Raw genomic sequence first — 17,499 nt, forward strand, 5'->3', positions numbered from 1 at the left:
GACATGGACCTGAGCTATACCCCCGAGGAACTGGCCTTTCAGGACGAATTGCGCGCGTTCCTGCGCAACGAACTGCCCGCAGAAATCTCAGAAAAGGTGCGTCAGGGGCGCGAGTTGGAAAAGGCGGACATGGAGCGCTGGCATGCGATTCTGAACGCCCGCGGCTGGCTGGCCCAGAACTGGCCCAAGGCCTTTGGCGGCGCTGAATGGAGTGCTGTGCAGCGCCACATCTACGACGTCGAGGCCGCAGCAGCAGGTGCGCCACGCATTGTTCCTTTTGGTCTGTCGATGCTGGGACCTGTGTTGCAGAAATTCGGCTCCAAGGCGCAGCAGGACCATTGGCTGCCGGGCATTCTGGACGGATCGGACTGGTGGTGTCAGGGCTATTCCGAACCTGGTGCCGGGTCTGATCTGGCCTCCCTTAAAACCCGCGCGGTGCGGGATGGTAACCACTATATCGTCAACGGGCAAAAGACGTGGACGACGCTGGGCCAGCACGCCAACATGATCTTCTGCCTTGTGCGGACGGACCCGGAGGTAAAGCAACAGGAAGGGATATCCTTTCTGTTGATCGACATGAACACGCCCGGCGTCGAAGTGCGACCAATCATCCTGCTCGATGGCAGCCCCGAGGTGAATGAAGTCTGGTTCACAGACGTGCGCGTGCCAGCAGAAAACCTTGTCGGAGAAGAGAACAAGGGCTGGACCTATGCCAAGTATCTGCTGACCCATGAACGCACGGGCCTTGGCGGGATCGGAGCCAGTCAGGCTGCGCTTGCGTCGGTCAAACGGGTTGCACGGGCAGAAACTCACAACGGCAAACCACTGATGCAGAACCCGCATTTTGCCGCGCGAGTCGCGCAGGTGGAAATTGATATGCGGGCTATGGCCACGTCGAACTTGCGGATCGTATCGCAGGCCGCAGCCGGAGGCGCACCGGGGCTGGAAGCATCCATGCTAAAAGTCAAAGGATCGGTGATCCGTCAGGAGATCAATGACTTGGCCCGTCGCGCAGTGGGCCCATACGCCATGCCCTTCGCCTCAGAAGCGGTGGAAGGCGCCAACGATCTGATCCCCGATCCGTTGGGCGCTGGCCCGGTGGCAGCGCAGTATTTCAATAATCGCAAACTTTCGATCTTTGGCGGGTCCAACGAAATTCAGCGTGGTATTATCGCTAAGGTTACACTGGGAGGTGGCGCATGAATTTTGTTCTCACCGAAGAACGGAAAATGCTGCAGGACACCCTGCGCCGGTATCTCCGGGACAAATACACCACCTCAGTACGCAACGACATTCTGAATTCTGAAATGGGCATGTCGGTCGATATCTGGGCGGAACTGGCCGAGCTTGGCGTGCTAGGCGCGCTCTTTACCGAAGATCAGGGCGGATATGGCGGCGCCGGTTTCGATATTGCGGTGGTGTTTAAGGAACTGGGGCGCGCGGGAGTGGTGGAACCTGTGCTCGACAGCGCATTGATGGGTGGGCGCCTGCTGGCCGAGGCTGGCAAGACGGACATGGTCGAAAACATTATCGCGGGCACTTTGCAACTGGCTGTTGCCCACGGTGAACCCGGCGGGCGCTATGATTTGGACCATGTGCTGTCGCGTGCGGAGGACGATGTGCTCACCGGGCGCAAGGCCGTTGTGATGAATGCAGAAAGTGCGGAGCACCTGATTGTCTCAGCGCGCGATGGGGACGACATTGCATTTTACCTTGTGGCCAGCGATGCGCCCGGTGTTGATATTCAAGGCTATCCCTTGCTGGCAGGCGGGCGTGCGGCGGAGGTGACACTGGACAAGGCGCCGGGAATTCCACTTGGGCTGGGTCTGGCAGAATACGAGTGGATCAATGCGCTTGCCCTTGTGGCCATCAGTGCAGAGGCGCTGGGTGCGATGGAAAGCGCCACGGCGCTGACCAAGGATTACCTGATGACCCGCAGGCAGTTCGGGCGGCCCATTGGGACGTTCCAAGCGCTTGCGCATCGCATGTCCGATGTGCTGATCGAACTGGAACAGGTACGCAGTGCGGTGATCAATGCTGCCGGGAACCTCGACGCATCTGATCGAGACCTGCACCTGTCAGCGACAAAGAACTTGATTGGCCGCGCAGGTCGGCTCGTCGCCGAAGAAGCGATCCAAATGCACGGCGGTATCGCGATGACGCAAGAATATGAACTCGCGCATATCGCCAAGCGGATCATCATGGCTGACCATCGTTTCGGCGACACAGACTATCATCTGGAGCGGTTTATCGCCCTCTCCGCAGCCTGATCTCAGGCCCAGACGCCTTCGGCTGCGGCACGAATGGCGCGGATGTTGTCTCCGTAAGGTGCAGGGTCGCTGACAGACCCTCCGCGGAACACGGCCGAGCCTGCAACCAGAACATCTGCGCCCGCTTGTGCGACAATCGGGGCCGTGTTCGGATCAACGCCGCCATCAATTTCGATATGGACAGGCCGGTCGCCGATCATACGCCGCAAAGCGGTGATCTTGGTGCTCATGTCGATGAATTTCTGCCCGCCAAAGCCCGGGTTGACCGTCATCACGCAGATCAGATCGACCATGTCCATCAGTTCCGAGACAGCCTCTGCCGGTGTGCCGGGGTTGAGCGCGACACCCGCCTTCATGCCTGCGGCTCGGATCGCTTGAAGCGTGCGATGGATGTGCGGACCAGCCTCGACGTGTGCCGTCAGAACGTCGGCTCTCGCCTGTGCAAAGGCGTCGATGTAGGGATCAACTGGTGCGATCATCAGATGCACGTCCATCACACCCTTGATGTGGGGGCGGATGGCGGCGCAGGTCGCTGGCCCAAAGGTGATGTTGGGCACGAAATGCCCGTCCATGACATCCACATGGATCCAGTCAGCGCCCTGCGCTTCAACAGCGGCGCATTCCGCCCCGAAGTTGGCGAAATCGGCGGCGAGGATGGAAGGTGCAATCTTGATCGAGCGATCGAAGGTCATGGGCAGGCTCCGTGGTGGCGTCGCCGCGCTATATCTGCCTGATGCGCCTGTGGAAAGGGGCCCTTCTGGGAGGATTTTTTCAAATCAGAGAATTCGGACAGGTGCCATGGGCATCAAAGATGGGCGCTTTCCTTAGTTGCACATTTAATTTGACATTTGAATTAATGAGAACGACTGTGTGTGCTCAGGGAGGAATTTCATGTTTCTGGGGCTTGATCTGGGCACCTCGGGTGTCAAGGCGTTGCTGGTGGACGGTGAAGGCCGTGCGATTGGCAGTGCTGATGCGTCTTATGACGTCTCCAACCCCGCTCAAGGCTGGAGCGAGCAGGCCCCTGCAGATTGGACGGCTGGCGTCAGCGCGGCGCTTTCAGAGCTGAAATCCGCACATCCTGACGCCTTTGGCGCAGTGCAGGGTCTGGCCTTGTCCGGGCACATGCATGGTGCGGTTCTGGTGGATGCTGCGGGCGACGTGTTGCGCCCCTGTATCCTGTGGAACGACACCCGCAGTTTTGAGCAGGCCGCAGATATCGATTCCGACGCAAAGGCGCGGACCATCAGTGGCAACATTGTCTTTCCCGGTTTTACTGCGCCGAAACTGGCCTGGGTCGCAGCCAACGAACCGGATGTTTTTGCCAAGGTCGCCCGCGTCATGCTGCCCAAGGACTACGTGGTTTGGTGGCTGACCGGGCGCTATGTCACCGAAATGTCGGACGCCGCCGGCACAGCCTGGCTGGATGTCGGAGCGCGCGCCTGGTCTGACGACCTGATTGCCCTTGGCGGGATGCGCCGCGACCAGATGCCAGATCTCTTGGAAGGCAGCGACGTGGTCGGCGAGATACAATCTGCACGCGCGGACCTTGGCCTGCCTTCAACTTGCAAAGTGATCGCAGGTGGGGCCGACAATGCGGTTGCGGCCTGCGGTGTAGGGGCGTTGGGCGAAGGGCAGGGCTTTGTCTCTCTCGGAACATCGGGCGTCGTTCTGGCGGGGCGCGATACTTATGCCCCTTTGCCTGCCAGCGCTGTACACACGTTTTGCCATGCCGTTCCTGCGCGCTGGTACCAGATGGGCGTTGTGCTGGCGGCCACGGACAGCCTGAACTGGCTGTCGCGCGTCACAGGACAATCGGCGCAGGCCCTGTCAGAGGGTGCGGGCGACGTTCTGCTCGCCCCAGGCGCGGTCAAATTCTATCCCTACCTGTCCGGCGAACGCACACCACACAATGACGCCCATGTGCGTGGCGGCCTGACTGGACTGGACGTGGCCACTGGCCCTGCCGACCTTACCCAAGCGGTGATGGCAGGTGTGACCTTTGCCTTGCGCGACAGTTTTGAAGCGCTCAAGGCCACCGGGGCCAATCTTCCGTCTGCGCTCGCCATCGGGGGCGGCAGCCGGTCAGACCTGTGGTGCAGCATGCTGGCCACAACCCTGAACATCCCGCTTGAGAGACCTCAGGAGGGCGCATTTGGCGCTGCCTTGGGCGCGGCGCGCCTCGCCATGTGCGGGGTCACCGGCGCCGACCCGGACCAGATCATGACAAAACCGCCAATCGCGGATGTTGTTTCCCCAAACCTTGACCTCATTGCGGCCTATGATGACGCATACCGCGCCTTCGCTGCTGCCTATCCAACTTTGAAAGCCATGCCATGACCTCAGGATTTTTTGACGCCGTTGCTCCCGCCACATTTGAAGGGCCAGACAGCACCAACCCAATGGCGTTCCGCCACTACAACCCAGATGAAATGGTGATGGGCAAACGGATGGAAGACCATCTGCGTTTTGCCGTGGCCTATTGGCATTCCTTCGCGTGGGAAGGCGGCGACCCCTTTGGCGGACAGACATTCATTCGCCCCTGGCACCCGCAAGACGACATGGGCCGCGCAAAGATGAAGGCGGATGTGGCCTTTGAAATGTTCGAACGGCTCGGCGTTCCTTATTTCTGTTGGCACGACGCGGATGTGCGTCCCGAAGGCGCAAACCTGTCAGAGTCCATCGACCGTTTGAACGAGATCACCGACTACTTCGCGGAAAAGATGGAAGGGGCCAAAGTCGGCTGCCTCTGGGGCACCGCCAACATGTTCAGCCACCGACGCTGGATGTCTGGCGCCTCGACCAACCCGGACCCGGACGTGTTCGCTTATGCCGCCGCAACGGTCAAATCCTGCATGGACGCGACACAAAAACTGGGCGGCGAAAACTACGTCCTGTGGGGCGGGCGCGAAGGGTACGAAACCCTGCTGAACACCGATATGGGGCGCGAACTGGATCACATGGGCGCGTTCCTGAACATGGTGGTTGAGTACAAGCACAAGATTGGGTTCAAGGGGCAGATTCTGGTCGAACCCAAGCCGCAGGAACCGTCCAAACACCAGTATGACTACGACGCGGCCACTTGCATCGGTTTCCTGCGCAAGTACGGGCTTGAAAACGAAGTGAAGCTGAACCTCGAACAGGGCCACGCAATCCTTGCTGGTCACAGCTTTGAACATGAAATCGCTGTCGCCACGTCCGAAGGTATGCTCGGCTCTATCGACATGAACCGTAACGACTACCAGTCTGGTTGGGATACAGATCAGTTCCCCAACAATGTGCCGGAGGTGGCCTTGTGCTACTACCACATCCTGAAAGCAGGCGGTCTGGGCCTTGGGGGCACAAACTTTGACGCTAAACTGCGCCGCCAGTCTTTGGATGCCGAGGATTTGATAGCAGCCCACGTGGGCGGCATGGACATCTGCGCGCGCGGCCTCAAAGCTGCAGCGGCAATGATAGAAGATGGTGGGCTAGAGGATGCATTGGCCGAACGTTACGCAGGCTGGGACGGAGCCGAGGCGCAAGCGATGTTGAAAAGCGATCTTGCCTCGATCTCCGAACGGGTGCTGGGCGGCGGGATCGAGCCGCAACCACGTTCCGGACGGCAGGAGATATTGGAGAACTATGTCTCGCGTTTCGTTTAAGGCAGTTGCGCTCGGCCTGATCGCCGGCCCGCTTTGGGCTGCTGATTTGCCCTATGAAGAGCCTGTCTTTCCTGACCACCCCAGCGCCCAGATCGAGTTGGGACAACTGCTGTTTTACGACCCCATTCTGTCGGGGTCGAAAACGGTCAGCTGCGCCACCTGCCACCACCCCAAGCACGCCACAGGCGATGGGGTTTCCTTGGGCTTGGGCGATGGCGGCAGCGGGCTTGGCCCGGACCGCACTGTGGATGCGGACAACCTGCCCGAACAACGCATTCCACGGAATGCACCACCCTTGTTCAACCTTGGCGCTGCGGAATTCACAGTCTTTTTCCACGACGGACGGTTGGAGGAAGACGCCAATCGCCCTTCCGGCATCCGCACGCCGTTGGGGTCTGAAATGGAAGCGGGCTTTGCCTCTGCCCTTTCTGCGCAATCCATGTTTCCGGTCCTGTCTCCGGACGAAATGGCTGGGCATTACGCAGAAAACGATGTCGCTCAGGCCGTGCGGCAGGGGTTACTCACCGGTGAAGGCGGCGCATGGGATATTCTGTCCAAACGGGTCGAGGTGATCCCGGAGTACCGCACGCGCTTTGATGCGGTCATTGGGACAGAGACAATTGCCTTCACCGACATCTCCGATGCGCTTGCAGCCTTCCTCGATTTCGAATGGCGCGGCGTGGCCAGCCCCTTTGACCTCTACCTGCGCAATGGCACTGAAATGGAGCCCGCCGCGATGCGCGGGATGGACCTATTTTACGGCAAAGCCGACTGCGCGGCCTGCCATTCCGGCAGGTTCCAGACGGATCACGACTTTCACGCTATCGCGATGCCGCAGATCGGGCCGGGCAAGGCCGCACGGTTTGAAAGCCATGCTCAGGACACCGGTCGGATGCGGGTGACGGGTGATCCCGCAGATGCCTATGCCTTCCGCACGCCGCCATTGCGCAACGTGGCGCAAACGGCTCCCTACGGACATACGGGTGCCTATGCGACACTCGAAGGGGTGGTGCGCCATCATCTTGATCCGGTGGCGAGCCTCAGATCCTACGATATCAACGAGGCGATCCTGCCGGGATTAAAAGCCGATGATCTGCGCGTTTTGAACGATCCCACAGAACTGGCCGCAATCGCCTCTGCCAATGTGCTGGCGCCTCAGTCGCTCAGCGACGGCGAAGTGATGGACATCATCGCCTTCCTCAATGCGCTTACCGATCCGCAAAGCGTGCGTGGCGCACTCGGCGTTCCAGACACGGTGCCCAGCGGGCTACCGATAGATCGTTAGACAATCGCGGCTTTCTTCTCTGATTGAAAAAAATCCTGGGGAGTCCGAAGGACGGGGCAAAGCCCCCAAAAGATGATATCGCCTCAAGGCGTCCGCAGGATCATGCAAAGGCGCCGTACGCCGCGTTCATATTTAGCAATCGGTATATGAACGGTGCACAGGGTGTGCACAGTCTGCGTAGGCCCCGTGCATCCCCGTTTCACGCCGGTAACCTCTATAAAATAGTGGTTAACGCGGCGCCGGGATCCAGATCGACTATTCGTTAACAATCACCACCTGATCGACGCCCACGTCGCGCCAGTCCGACCAGTCTGCGTGGGGCCAGCGCACGCGCAGGCGCACCGTCTCAACATCGCCCAGCCCAAAGTGCTGCGGCCCTGCCACGCCACCGGCATGCCCGCCACCGACCGTGATTTCACGGGCCTGCACCGACGCGCCGTCATCCACCTCAATCCACGCCCCGACACCTTGCGTGTTTACTCCGGTCCGACGCAGTTCAACGCTCAACCAGTGGCCTGTGCCCGTGCTTACGTTCTTCCAGACCTCGAGCGGGGCGCGGCGATTGACCACTACCAGATCCAGCAACCCGTCAGCGTTCAAATCCACCAGTGCAGCCCCGCGTCCGCGATGCACCGAGGCGACACCAGCCACATCTCCCGCTTCAGAAAAGCTACCGTCATCTTGCGACATCAACAGGTTATTGGGGTCCTCCATCGCATTTCCGGGCATCTGCTGCACATTGCCCTTGGCGATAAATACATCATCGCGCCCGTCGTTGTTCACATCGCCAAACGAGATATGCCACCCGGTCGATGGGCGGCCATCATCACCAATATAGGGGCGCTGCGCGGCGGTGCCCGTTGCGAAAGGCACATCAGCAAAGGCAGGCCCGTCCCCGGTTCTGCGCATCAGGCGTTGATCGCCCATTGAGCTCAGAAACACCTCATCCCGTCCATCCCGATCCAGATCGCGGGTGGCAATGCCCATGCCCCAAAGCATGTGGCGCGCCCAGCCTTCATCTTCAGTAAATAATCGGGGCGTATCTTCCATAGCCCAAAGCTGTTCCTCGCCGTCGCGCACGTAGTAATGGCGGTCGTTGGACACCCGTAGGTCGGCACGCCCGGTACGGTCCCAGTCCGTAAAGAGGACCGACAGCGCGCAGTAGCCGGGGACAAGGTCATGGCGAGTGTAGCCCGTGCCTACAGGCCGCCAGAGGTGGTTCACATCACAGGCTTCGAACGGCCCATCCGGGTTCGAACGGTCCACATAGTGCCCGAAGGCAAGGGTGGGCTTAGATCTCCCCTCTTCCCAAGTGGCCGAAAAGGCGGTTGACCAATGATCCCCAGTCTCAAAGAACATGGGTTCGAAGTCACAATTCCCCGTTCCCTTCAGAACGACGTCAGGCCCTACCCGCAGCAGAACCAGATCAAGCAGACCGTCATTGTCCATATCGATTGGATAGGCGCCCACAGTTCCGGTCAGATCGAGCGCCTTGGGCGTGGCCTCTTCAAGCTGCACCAGACCGGCGGCTGACGACACATTGCGCAGCAACATGGGGCTGTTGCTCCCACCTGCCGCTACAAGGTCGGGCCGGGTGTCACCGTTGCAGTCAAACACAGCAAGGCCTCCACCGACAAAATGCTCCCACCCGCCATCATAGATATGCTCGGGTATTTCGACGGGTTCAAATAGCGGGCTTTCGGCTGCCAAAGGTTGACCCATCAGAACTGCCGCAACCAGCAACAGCCTATACATCCTGCAACGCCTCGACAGCGGTATCCTGAACAAATTCAAGGGCATAGGCTGCACCACCCCGCGCCCACATAAAGGCGTCCCATTGGTGCACCACGACCTCGGGCGGGGGTTTGTCCACGTCCACGATGCTCTTGCGCATCTCCTCGATAACGTTGCCAGCATAGATGTCGTCGAACTGAATTTGCTCTCCGGCAAGGATAACGCGTTCCGGGTCAAAAATGTTGACGAGGTTGGCCAGACCAAGCGCAAACATCTTGCTTGCGCGTTCCAGCACGGTGCGAGCCACGGGATCGCCTTCCTTGGCAGCGGTCAACACTGCCGTAACGGCCTTGGAGGTCTGAGCCATCTGCGCAACATTGCCGACACTGTTTGCCTCGCGGACCAGCGCATAGTCCGCCACGTAAGCCTCAAGGCATCCGCGCTGTCCGCATCGACACAGCGCGCCATCCAAATGCACTTTGGTATGTCCAAATTCCGCCCCGCACCCGCGCGTGCCCCGATAAAGCTGCCCGCCCAAAACCATGCCCATGCCGACACCGCTTTCGATGGTGATGACGATAAAATCGGAGTGATCTTTGCCGATGCCAAAGGTCAGTTCGGCCATGGCCACAAGGTTTGCGTCGTTGTCCACATAGGCCGCGATGCCAAGTCGCTCGCGCAGGACCTTGGCAAAGGGCACGTTGCGCCGATCGAGGGAAGGAGACCAATAGACCAACCCATTGCCCGCATCCACAATGCCGGTAAGGCCCACACCCACGCCGGAAATGTCTGAAAGAGTATAGCCTGCCTTTTTTGCCAAACGGGTCAGCCCGTGATGCACTTCTTGCGCCAGTGCATCGGGCGTGTAGCGCGTCGTCAAAATCTCGTGCTCATGCTGGGCGACATCTGCGCCCTCAAAATCCATCAAAACCATCGATATCGTTGTGTCGGACACTTTCAATCCGGCGATCAAATGGGCCGCTCCCGAAATCTTCAGGTCAATCCGTGGCCGTCCGCGCGTGGCCTCATCCCCGCTCGAATCACGTGGGACTTCTTCGATCAATCCGCCGCGCAAAAGTTCGGCCGTTATGGAGGTTACAGTGGCCCGACTGATTCCCGTTCGGTGTGCCAGATCGATGCGTGGCAGCGGGCCGCGCTGGGAAATCTCGCGCAGCAGCAGCCGCCTGCTCTCCACTTTTTGGTACCGGAAGACCATGAAAACACGCCCTTTTTTCCTCCCACCCATGGAAAAACCACAGGCCCCTCGGATGAGATGATGGCTGGTTTTTACGAGACTGTCCAATTTAATTTGCTTTTCGAATTTAAACCGCTAACAATGCACCACCGGCCACGCAAACGCATGATGGGCGGTTAATGTCTTTGGGAGGACACTTAATGAAACGACGTAATCTACTTGGCGCCCTCGCGGCTGCCACGATGCTCACCACGCCTGCATTCGCCGACGGACACTCCGTAACGGTTGGTGTCAGCTGGTCCGACTTTCAGGAAGAGCGCTGGAAAACAGACGAAGCTGCAATGCTGGCCGCACTTGAAGCGGAAGGCGCGAAATATCTGTCTGCGGATGCACAGTCTTCGGCGACAAAACAGCTTGCTGATGTTGAAAGCCTGATCACACAAGGCGTCGACGCCTTGATCATTCTAGCCCAAGACGGCAGCGCTATTGGCCCAGCCCTTGATGCAGCCGAAGCTGCGGGTATTCCGGTTATCGGTTATGACCGCCTCATCGCAGACCCTCGTGCCTTCTACCTCACATTCGACAACGTTGAAGTGGGTCGCATGCAGGCGCGCGAAGTGTTCAAAGCGAAGCCATCTGGCAACTACGTTATGATTAAGGGTTCGCCAACGGATCCTAACTCTGACTTCCTGCGTGGCGGCCAGCAAGAAATTATCGCGGGCGCCATCAAGGCCGGTGATATCACCATCGTGGGTGAAACATACACCGATGGTTGGCAGCCTGCGAACGCGCAGCGCAACATGGAACAGATCCTGACACAGACCAACAACGAAGTTGATGCCGTGATCGTTTCCAACGACGGCATGGCGGGCGGCGTTGTCGCAGCACTTGCCGCTCAAGGTATGGACGGTATTCCTGTGTCCGGCCAGGACGGTGACCATGCCGCTCTGAACCGCGTCGCACTCGGCACCCAAACTGTGTCTGTCTGGAAGGACAGCCGTGACCTGGGCATCAACGCCGGCCGAATTGCCGTAGCTCTGGCGAGCGGAACTTCGATGGATGAAATCAAAGGCCAGCGTCCGTTCAAATCCGGTGACGTCACAGTCAACTCGTTGCTGCTGGCACCTCAGCCGATCACTCAGGACAACCTGAATATCGTTGTTGATGCCAAGTGGATCCCCAAAGACGTTCTTTGTCAGGGCGTCACGGGTCTGGCAGTCTGCGAGTAAGCTGATCTGAACGACCAATAGCTCCATCCGCCGTGCGCGGGTGGGGCTTTTTTAATCACCGCACCTGATGCCAGGTGTGACGGGGAGGGGCGCTCATGTCTGGCGGACTTGGGAATCTAATCAAAACACTACAGATCGATACGCGGCTTTTGGGCATGGTTGGTGCCTTTGTGCTGATCGCGTTGGTCTTTCACATTGCGACGGGCGGGACGTTCCTGACACCGCGCAACCTATTTACACTGACGTTGCAGACCGCGTCGGTTGCCGTGATGGCGACGGGCATGGTGTTTGTCATCGTCACCCGCAACATCGATCTGTCGATCGGCTCGTTGCTGGGCATCATTGGTATGGTGATGGGCGTCATTCAGGTGCAAATCCTGCCTGACATCGTAGGCTTTGGCAGCCCTGCGATCTGGATAATTACCGTAACCATCGGTATCCTGATGGGGGCCGCGATTGGTGGCTTTCAAGGCTGGTTGATCGGTTATCTTGCGATCCCGTCCTTTATCGTCACATTGGGCGGTCTGCTAATCTGGCGCGGTGGCGCTTGGTGGGTATCGCGCGGTACGACAATTTCTCCGCTTGATCCGAACTTTGTAATGCTCGGAGGCGCAACCGGTACTATTGGGGTCACAGCGAGTTGGATACTGGCGCTGGTCGGTTCCGCCCTCACTGTCTGGTTCCTGATCAACACGCGGCGCAAGCACATTGGCCATGGTTTTGCGGTTAAACCCGTCTGGGCGGAATATGCGTTGGGCGCGATCCTCGTCGGCGCAATTTGCGGGATCACCGCAATTATGAACGCCTATCTGGTGCCTACGCGCATTCTGCAACGCCGCTTTGAGCGCGAAGGGCTGGAAATGCCCGAGGGTTACACAGAAGCCTACGGTTTCCCGATTTCGGTTCTGATCGTGCTGTTCGTTGCCATAACGATGACCATCGTAGCTAAGAAGACCCGCTTTGGTCGCTACATCTTTGCAATGGGTGGCAACCCGGATGCGGCAGAGTTGTCTGGTATCAATACGCGCTTGCTGACGGTCAAAGTGTTTGCCTTGATGGGTGCGCTGACGGCTATTGCCGGTGTGATTGCCTCGGCTCGTTTGGGTTCGGCCGGCAGTTCGCTGGGTGAGTTGGACGAATTACGGGTGATCGCGGCCGCTGTGATCGGTGGCACGGCCCTTGCAGGGGGTGTCGGTACGATTTACGGCGCAATCCTTGGCGCCTTTATCATGCAGGCCCTTGTCTCTGGCATGGGTATGGTGGGCGTGGATTCGCCGTTGCAGAACATGATCGTGGGGGGCGTTCTCATTCTCGCCGTCTGGATTGACATTCTTTATCGTCGCAGAACGGGAGACAGCTAATGAGCACCCCACTTCTTGAAATGCGCAATATCTCCATCCACTTTGGTGGGATCAAGGCCGTGGACGACGTGTCCATCGACGTGATGCCGGGCGAAGTTGTGGGCCTTCTGGGTCACAACGGTGCGGGAAAATCCACACTGATCAAAATCCTTGCCGGCGCCTACGCCAAAGACAGCGGCGAAATTTATGTGGATGGCAAAAAGGTTGAAATCAACAATCCCCGCGATGCGCGCGATCTGAACATCGAGACGATCTATCAGACGCTCGCGTTGTCCGACAATCTGGATGCAGCTTCGAACCTGTTTCTGGGGCGTGAAATCACGACTGCGTTCGGGTTGGTGGATGACACCAAGATGGAGGCCGAAAGCCGCAAGATCATGGCGCGGCTCAACCCCAACTTTCAACGGTTCTCTGAGCCGGTGCGATCGCTGTCGGGTGGTCAACGCCAGTCGGTGGCCATCGCGCGCGCGGTCTATTTCAATGCCCGGATCCTCATCATGGACGAACCCACGGCGGCGCTCGGGGTGCATGAGACGGCCATGGTTGCGGACCTGATCAAAGAGCTGAAAGCCCAGGGCCTCGGCATCTTCCTGATCAGCCACGACACGCGTGAAATGATGGAGCTTTGTGACCGTGTTTCTGTGATGAAGAACGGTCAGTTGATCGGCACCGAACGGGTTGAAGATGTGACCGAAGACGATGTCTTGTCCATGATCATCATGGGCAAAAAGCCCGGAGAGACGGTGGATGCGTGAAGGGTCAGCCATGCCGCACCTTGTCGCCGATGTGGGAGGCACCAACTGCCGTCTCGCATTGGCAGACGCGGGTGGCGTGCGTGCCGAAACGGTACGCCGTTTTCGAAACGATGATTTTTCAAGCTTTGCCGACCTCGCTCGTGGCTACGTCGCGGATCAGCCGTTGTTGGAATCAGCGGCAATTGCCATCGCCGGACCTGTGGGCAAAGGCGAGGGGCGGCTAACAAACCGGAACTGGCACTTTGACGCAGCGGGCCTGGAAAGCGAGTTGTACCTGCCACGTGTGCATCTGCTCAACGACCTTGAGGCGCTGGGGCATGCGATCTGTGTGTTGCCCGACTCCTCGTTGACCCATTTGGGTGGCAAGCCGACGCCTGAAGAACCGCAGGCGCTCGTTGTTGGACTTGGCACCGGCTTTAACGTCGCGCTGACCCATCGTCCCTCTGGAATCGTCTTTTCTGCCGAGATGGGACACGCACGGTTGCCCCATTCGGTTGAGGCGATCGTGGCTGAGGCTGTTGGCGATGCCGATGTTTTTGACACGGTCGAGCATTTGCTGGCCGGCAGAGGGCTTGCCAAGCTGCATAAGGCGCGCACCGGGCACAGTTGTGATCCCGAACATGTCGAAGCGGCTGAAGGCGGGTGCGAAACGCTGGCGGTCGCTGCCCGTGCGCTTGGCGCTTTGGTGCGTGAGATTGCCTACATCTATCTCCCGGAGGGCGGTATTTACTTCAATGGCAGTCTGGCCCGCACATTGCTTGGCCAAGAAACCCGGGCACTCGCTTTGGAGCCTTTGCAAGGTGAACAAGCTTTTGATGGGCGGATGGCGCGCATTCCGACCTATCTTCTGAACGATGATGCGTCAGCGTTGCACGGGTGCGCACGCTTTCTGACTGTAGGAACAACTTAACGCGATATAGATATTAAGTCGCACCTGCGAGTTCTGTGATCGTGTCAAAGGCCGTGTCGAAATCCCGTTCCTCGCAATCAAACTGACCAGCGGTGAACCGGATCACCTTTTGCCCGTCCACAAGCGTTTGGGTGAGGTAGATACGGCCGTCATCGTTGATCGCATCTACAAGTGCCTGTGTCTGGTCATCTGAAGCGTCCCGCACCTTGAAGGTCCAAAGCGACAGGATTGGTTCGGTTACGATCTCAAATTCACTTTGGCTGCGCAGCCGCTCGCACAGGGCTTGGGACCACTTTACGTGATTTCGGATACGGGTACGCAGACCTTCCATTCCGTAATGGCGCATCAGAAACCAAAGTTTCAAAGCACGGAAGCGGCGACCCAGCGGGATCGACCATTCAGAATAGTCAGTGACGTCCTCGGTCCCGTGGGTTTTCAAGTACTCTGGGCGAATGGCGAGTGTCTGTCGCAACAGGTCCGGATCACGCAGGAAATGGGCAGCACAGTCAAACTGTGCACCCAACCACTTGTGGGGATTAAAGACGATGCTGTCGAACTGATCAGCCCCTGCCCAGAGGGTTCGAAATTCAGGGCAGATCATGGCTGATCCCGCCCAAGCGGCATCCAGATGTGTGTAGATGTCGTGCTCCTTGGCGATGGCGGCAACTGCCTCCAGATCATCGCAGGCGCCCATGCCAGTGGCCCCGATCGCTGCAATGATACCGGCGGGAATCCTACCCGCCGCTTTGTCCTCGGCGATAGCTGTCTCAAGGTCCAGCGGATCCATGCTGCGCAAATCGCCCGTGGTGCGGATCTTGACCAGATTGTCCGAACCGATGCCCGCCACCCAGATGGCGCGGTCGATTGAGGAATGTACCTGATCCGAACAATAGATGCGCAGCTGGGGCGCGCCGTGCAGCCCTTCGATGTTGCCACGGAAATTCAACGCCCGCTCGCGCATGGTCAGCACAGCGGCAAGTGTGGCTGAAGACGCGCTGTCCTGAATAACGCCCTGATAGATGTCCGGCAGGCCAAGTCCATGGCACAGCCACTCCATCATGCGCGTTTCCATCTCGGTCGCTGCCGGTGAGGTCTGCCACAGCATGCATTGTGGCGCGATGATCGATGCGAGGAATTCGGCAAGCACCGAGGCGGGCGCGGCATTGGAGCTGAAATAGGCAAAGAAACGGGGGTGCTGCCAATGGGTGATGCCGGGCATCACGACCTTCTCAAAATCCGCCATGATCGCGCCAAGATCGCATCCGTCTTCTGGCGGGGTGTCGTCCAGTTGGCGCGCAGTGTCTCCCGGAGCAGTCTGGGCGCGCACGGGCCGGTCGCGCAAGGTTGTATGATAGGCGGCGCCCCAGTCTGCGGCGTCTTTGGCGTGTTTGGCGAAATCATTCCAGCTCATGGGCGTCCTTTCTGGCGGGCGGCGCACCACAGTGCGCCTTACGCAGATATTTGTCAGGCAGAGGTGTCCTCTGGCGATGATAGAGTGCCACAGTTACTGGGGCATTGGGAAATGGCCTGCAGGTGATCGGGGATGGCGTTTGGCCGAACTGGCATTGTCACACCCCCAGTCGTGGGATTTTCGGGTCCCCGGTTGCGATGCCGATATGTTTTTGTTCCATGTAGAACTCGAATGACCAATCCCCGCCATCTCGTCCAATCCCGCTGGCTTTCATGCCGCCAAAGGGGGTGGGCAAGTGGCGAACATTGGCTGAATTCACCCAGATCATCCCGGCCTCAAGCTCTTCGGTAAAGCGCATGGCGCGCGCAATATCCGAAGTCCAGACATAGCCTGCCAGCCCGTAGGGCGTATCATTCGCGATCTTCAGCGCGTCGTCTTCGGTTGCAAAACGGATGGATGTCAGGACAGGGCCAAAAATCTCATTCTGGGCGATTGCCATCTCATTTGTGGCACCCGTGAACAGGGTAGGGGCCACAAACTGGCCGGTGTCGCCGATGCGCACACCGCCTGCGGCAATCTTGGCCCCTTCGGCGCGCCCGGTATCAAAACTGGCCATAACTTTGGCGCGGTGCGCCTCGTGGATCAGCGGGCCGACTTCTGTCGCCGGGTCCAGCGGGTGCCCGACCTTTATGGCCTTGGCGCGGGTCGCCAATTTGCGTTCGAATTCATCCGCGATGGTGTCTTGAACCAACAGGCGTGAAGACGATGTGCACCGTTCACCATTGAGCGAGTAGATCATGAAAATCACGGCATCCAGTGCGGCTTCCAGATCGGCGTCGTCAAACACGATGATGGGGTTCTTGCCGCCCAGCTCAAAATGCACCCGCTTCAAAGTCGCCGCACCTTGCGCCATAATCTCTGACCCGGTGGCGGACTCGCCGACAAATGCAATGGCCCGGATCGCAGGATGTTGGGTGAGGGCCTTTCCTGCCTCTTCGCCCAGCCCGTTTATCAGGTTCCAGACACCGGGGGGCAGACCTGCCTTTTCGGCAATGTCCATCAGGATGCGGGCGGTCCACGGGCTGAACTCGGCCGGTTTGTGAACCACTGTGCAACCTGCTGCTAGTGCAGGTGCGATTTTCCACGTCGACAGCATAAAGGGGGTGTTCCATGGCGTAATGACGCCTACAGGCCCCAGTGGTACGCGGGTCGTAATGTTCATCAACGTGGGCGAGGGCAGGGATTGCCCATCGCGAGCACTAGGTGCGCGGTCAGCGAAAAAGCGGAAATTGTCCGCGCCGCGCAGGGCTGCTTTGGACATGAACCGCAGCGCCTGGCCTGTATCCCAGCACTCGCATAATGCAATTTCCTCGGCTCGCGCCTCGATCCCGTCGGCAATGGCGTGCAGGATCGCCTTACGCTCAGTTGCGCCCATATCACGCCATGCCGGAAAGGCTGCTTTGGCAGCTTGGGCAGCATTATCAACATCGGCTGCACCACTGCGCGCGACTTGCGCAATATGACTGTCATCAACCGGCGACGTCTTGTCGAACCACACCCCGCTTGCTGCTGGAATGGGTTTGCCTCCAATGTGGTTGAGGATGCCACGGCGTCCAACCTCCGCCAGATGCGGAGCCAGAGCGGCAAGGTTGTGGTGTAGCTTGGTCATATGCCTAAAACTCAAACGAGGTTCATATAATGAACC

At 58.9% G+C, this 17,499-nt stretch carries 14 protein-coding genes; 9 read left to right on the top strand and 5 right to left on the bottom strand.

What is annotated here, in order from left to right; translation table 11 throughout:
- Positions 1 to 3 precede the first annotated feature (3 nt).
- Positions 4 to 1,203 carry an acyl-CoA dehydrogenase family protein gene (locus tag ABJD00_RS05170; protein ID WP_413835602.1) on the top strand — a complete coding sequence of 400 codons (1,200 nt, stop codon included), beginning with the start codon at positions 4 to 6 and terminating at the stop codon, positions 1,201 to 1,203.
- The gene (locus tag ABJD00_RS05175) at positions 1,200 to 2,270 is read left to right on the top strand and encodes an acyl-CoA dehydrogenase family protein (RefSeq protein ID WP_413835599.1); all 1,071 of its coding nucleotides are present in this window, start codon (positions 1,200 to 1,202) and stop codon (positions 2,268 to 2,270) included. Before ABJD00_RS05170 ends, ABJD00_RS05175 begins: the two co-directional genes overlap by 4 nt.
- A gap of 2 nt (positions 2,271 to 2,272) precedes the next feature.
- Here ABJD00_RS05175 and rpe read toward each other — a convergent pair whose 3' ends face one another.
- Positions 2,273 to 2,962 (bottom strand): ribulose-phosphate 3-epimerase, encoded by a 690-nt coding sequence (gene rpe, locus ABJD00_RS05180; protein ID WP_413835596.1) that lies wholly within the window; start codon positions 2,960 to 2,962, stop codon positions 2,273 to 2,275.
- 199 nt (positions 2,963 to 3,161) lie between these two features.
- On the opposite strand from rpe, the gene xylB reads away from it, so the two are divergent.
- From xylB to ABJD00_RS05195, 3 genes are read left to right on the top strand one after another with little or no spacing between them, the layout of a single operon-like run.
- Positions 3,162 to 4,610 (top strand): xylulokinase, encoded by a 1,449-nt coding sequence (gene xylB / locus ABJD00_RS05185; protein ID WP_413835593.1) that lies wholly within the window; start codon positions 3,162 to 3,164, stop codon positions 4,608 to 4,610.
- The gene (xylA, locus tag ABJD00_RS05190; RefSeq protein WP_413835591.1) at positions 4,607 to 5,914 is read left to right on the top strand and encodes a xylose isomerase; all 1,308 of its coding nucleotides are present in this window, start codon (positions 4,607 to 4,609) and stop codon (positions 5,912 to 5,914) included. Before xylB ends, xylA begins: the two co-directional genes overlap by 4 nt.
- Complete coding sequence (locus ABJD00_RS05195; RefSeq protein ID WP_413835589.1) at positions 5,895 to 7,199, top strand: cytochrome-c peroxidase; 1,305 nt, start codon at positions 5,895 to 5,897, stop codon at positions 7,197 to 7,199. Before xylA ends, ABJD00_RS05195 begins: the two co-directional genes overlap by 20 nt.
- 255 nt (positions 7,200 to 7,454) lie before the next feature.
- Here ABJD00_RS05195 and ABJD00_RS05200 read toward each other — a convergent pair whose 3' ends face one another.
- Positions 7,455 to 8,954, bottom strand: coding sequence for a CRTAC1 family protein (locus ABJD00_RS05200; protein WP_413835587.1), 1,500 nt, complete (start codon positions 8,952 to 8,954; stop codon positions 7,455 to 7,457).
- Positions 8,947 to 10,149: an ROK family protein gene (locus ABJD00_RS05205; protein WP_413835586.1), complete on the bottom strand. Its 1,203-nt coding sequence runs from the start codon at positions 10,147 to 10,149 to the stop codon at positions 8,947 to 8,949. The genes ABJD00_RS05200 and ABJD00_RS05205 overlap by 8 nt, the downstream gene beginning before the upstream one ends.
- Positions 10,150 to 10,328: 179 nt before the next feature.
- On the opposite strand from ABJD00_RS05205, the gene xylF reads away from it, so the two are divergent.
- The 4 genes from xylF (at position 10,329) to ABJD00_RS05225 (ending at position 14,383) form a co-directional block, all read left to right on the top strand.
- Complete coding sequence (xylF, locus tag ABJD00_RS05210) at positions 10,329 to 11,357, top strand: D-xylose ABC transporter substrate-binding protein (RefSeq protein WP_413835584.1); 1,029 nt, start codon at positions 10,329 to 10,331, stop codon at positions 11,355 to 11,357.
- Positions 11,358 to 11,452: 95 nt separating this feature from the next.
- Positions 11,453 to 12,718: a sugar ABC transporter permease gene (locus ABJD00_RS05215; RefSeq protein ID WP_108836513.1), complete on the top strand. Its 1,266-nt coding sequence runs from the start codon at positions 11,453 to 11,455 to the stop codon at positions 12,716 to 12,718.
- On the top strand, positions 12,718 to 13,473 hold the full coding sequence (locus tag ABJD00_RS05220; RefSeq protein WP_108836512.1) for an ATP-binding cassette domain-containing protein: 756 nt from the start codon (positions 12,718 to 12,720) through the stop codon (positions 13,471 to 13,473). The genes ABJD00_RS05215 and ABJD00_RS05220 overlap by 1 nt, the downstream gene beginning before the upstream one ends.
- Positions 13,466 to 14,383: a glucokinase gene (locus ABJD00_RS05225; RefSeq protein WP_413835580.1), complete on the top strand. Its 918-nt coding sequence runs from the start codon at positions 13,466 to 13,468 to the stop codon at positions 14,381 to 14,383. The genes ABJD00_RS05220 and ABJD00_RS05225 overlap by 8 nt, the downstream gene beginning before the upstream one ends.
- A 13-nt stretch (positions 14,384 to 14,396) precedes the next feature.
- On the opposite strand, the gene ABJD00_RS05230 is transcribed toward ABJD00_RS05225, so the two are convergent.
- A complete protein-coding gene (locus ABJD00_RS05230; RefSeq protein WP_413835575.1) occupies positions 14,397 to 15,794 on the bottom strand; it encodes a pyridoxal phosphate-dependent decarboxylase family protein in 1,398 nt (465 codons plus the stop codon).
- Positions 15,795 to 15,951: 157 nt separating this feature from the next.
- On the bottom strand, positions 15,952 to 17,463 hold the full coding sequence (gene hpaE, locus ABJD00_RS05235; protein WP_413835573.1) for a 5-carboxymethyl-2-hydroxymuconate semialdehyde dehydrogenase: 1,512 nt from the start codon (positions 17,461 to 17,463) through the stop codon (positions 15,952 to 15,954).
- Positions 17,464 to 17,499 lie beyond the last annotated feature (36 nt).

The organism is Tateyamaria sp., assembly GCF_039945315.1.
In the GTDB taxonomy this organism is placed as follows: domain Bacteria; phylum Pseudomonadota; class Alphaproteobacteria; order Rhodobacterales; family Rhodobacteraceae; genus Tateyamaria.

What these genes read in the sequence shown, in the direction of transcription:
- ABJD00_RS05170 (WP_413835602.1), top strand. Translation starts at nt 4, where the DNA reads ATGGACCTGAGCTATACCCCCGAGGAACTGGCCTTTCAGGACGAATTG.
- ABJD00_RS05175 (WP_413835599.1), top strand. Translation starts at nt 1,200, where the DNA reads ATGAATTTTGTTCTCACCGAAGAACGGAAAATGCTGCAGGACACCCTG.
- rpe (WP_413835596.1), bottom strand. Translation starts at nt 2,962, where the DNA reads ATGACCTTCGATCGCTCGATCAAGATTGCACCTTCCATCCTCGCCGCC.
- xylB (WP_413835593.1), top strand. Translation starts at nt 3,162, where the DNA reads ATGTTTCTGGGGCTTGATCTGGGCACCTCGGGTGTCAAGGCGTTGCTG.
- xylA (WP_413835591.1), top strand. Translation starts at nt 4,607, where the DNA reads ATGACCTCAGGATTTTTTGACGCCGTTGCTCCCGCCACATTTGAAGGG.
- ABJD00_RS05195 (WP_413835589.1), top strand. Translation starts at nt 5,895, where the DNA reads ATGTCTCGCGTTTCGTTTAAGGCAGTTGCGCTCGGCCTGATCGCCGGC.
- ABJD00_RS05200 (WP_413835587.1), bottom strand. Translation starts at nt 8,954, where the DNA reads ATGTATAGGCTGTTGCTGGTTGCGGCAGTTCTGATGGGTCAACCTTTG.
- ABJD00_RS05205 (WP_413835586.1), bottom strand. Translation starts at nt 10,149, where the DNA reads ATGGTCTTCCGGTACCAAAAAGTGGAGAGCAGGCGGCTGCTGCTGCGC.
- xylF (WP_413835584.1), top strand. Translation starts at nt 10,329, where the DNA reads ATGAAACGACGTAATCTACTTGGCGCCCTCGCGGCTGCCACGATGCTC.
- ABJD00_RS05215 (WP_108836513.1), top strand. Translation starts at nt 11,453, where the DNA reads ATGTCTGGCGGACTTGGGAATCTAATCAAAACACTACAGATCGATACG.
- ABJD00_RS05220 (WP_108836512.1), top strand. Translation starts at nt 12,718, where the DNA reads ATGAGCACCCCACTTCTTGAAATGCGCAATATCTCCATCCACTTTGGT.
- ABJD00_RS05225 (WP_413835580.1), top strand. Translation starts at nt 13,466, where the DNA reads ATGCGTGAAGGGTCAGCCATGCCGCACCTTGTCGCCGATGTGGGAGGC.
- ABJD00_RS05230 (WP_413835575.1), bottom strand. Translation starts at nt 15,794, where the DNA reads ATGAGCTGGAATGATTTCGCCAAACACGCCAAAGACGCCGCAGACTGG.
- hpaE (WP_413835573.1), bottom strand. Translation starts at nt 17,463, where the DNA reads ATGACCAAGCTACACCACAACCTTGCCGCTCTGGCTCCGCATCTGGCG.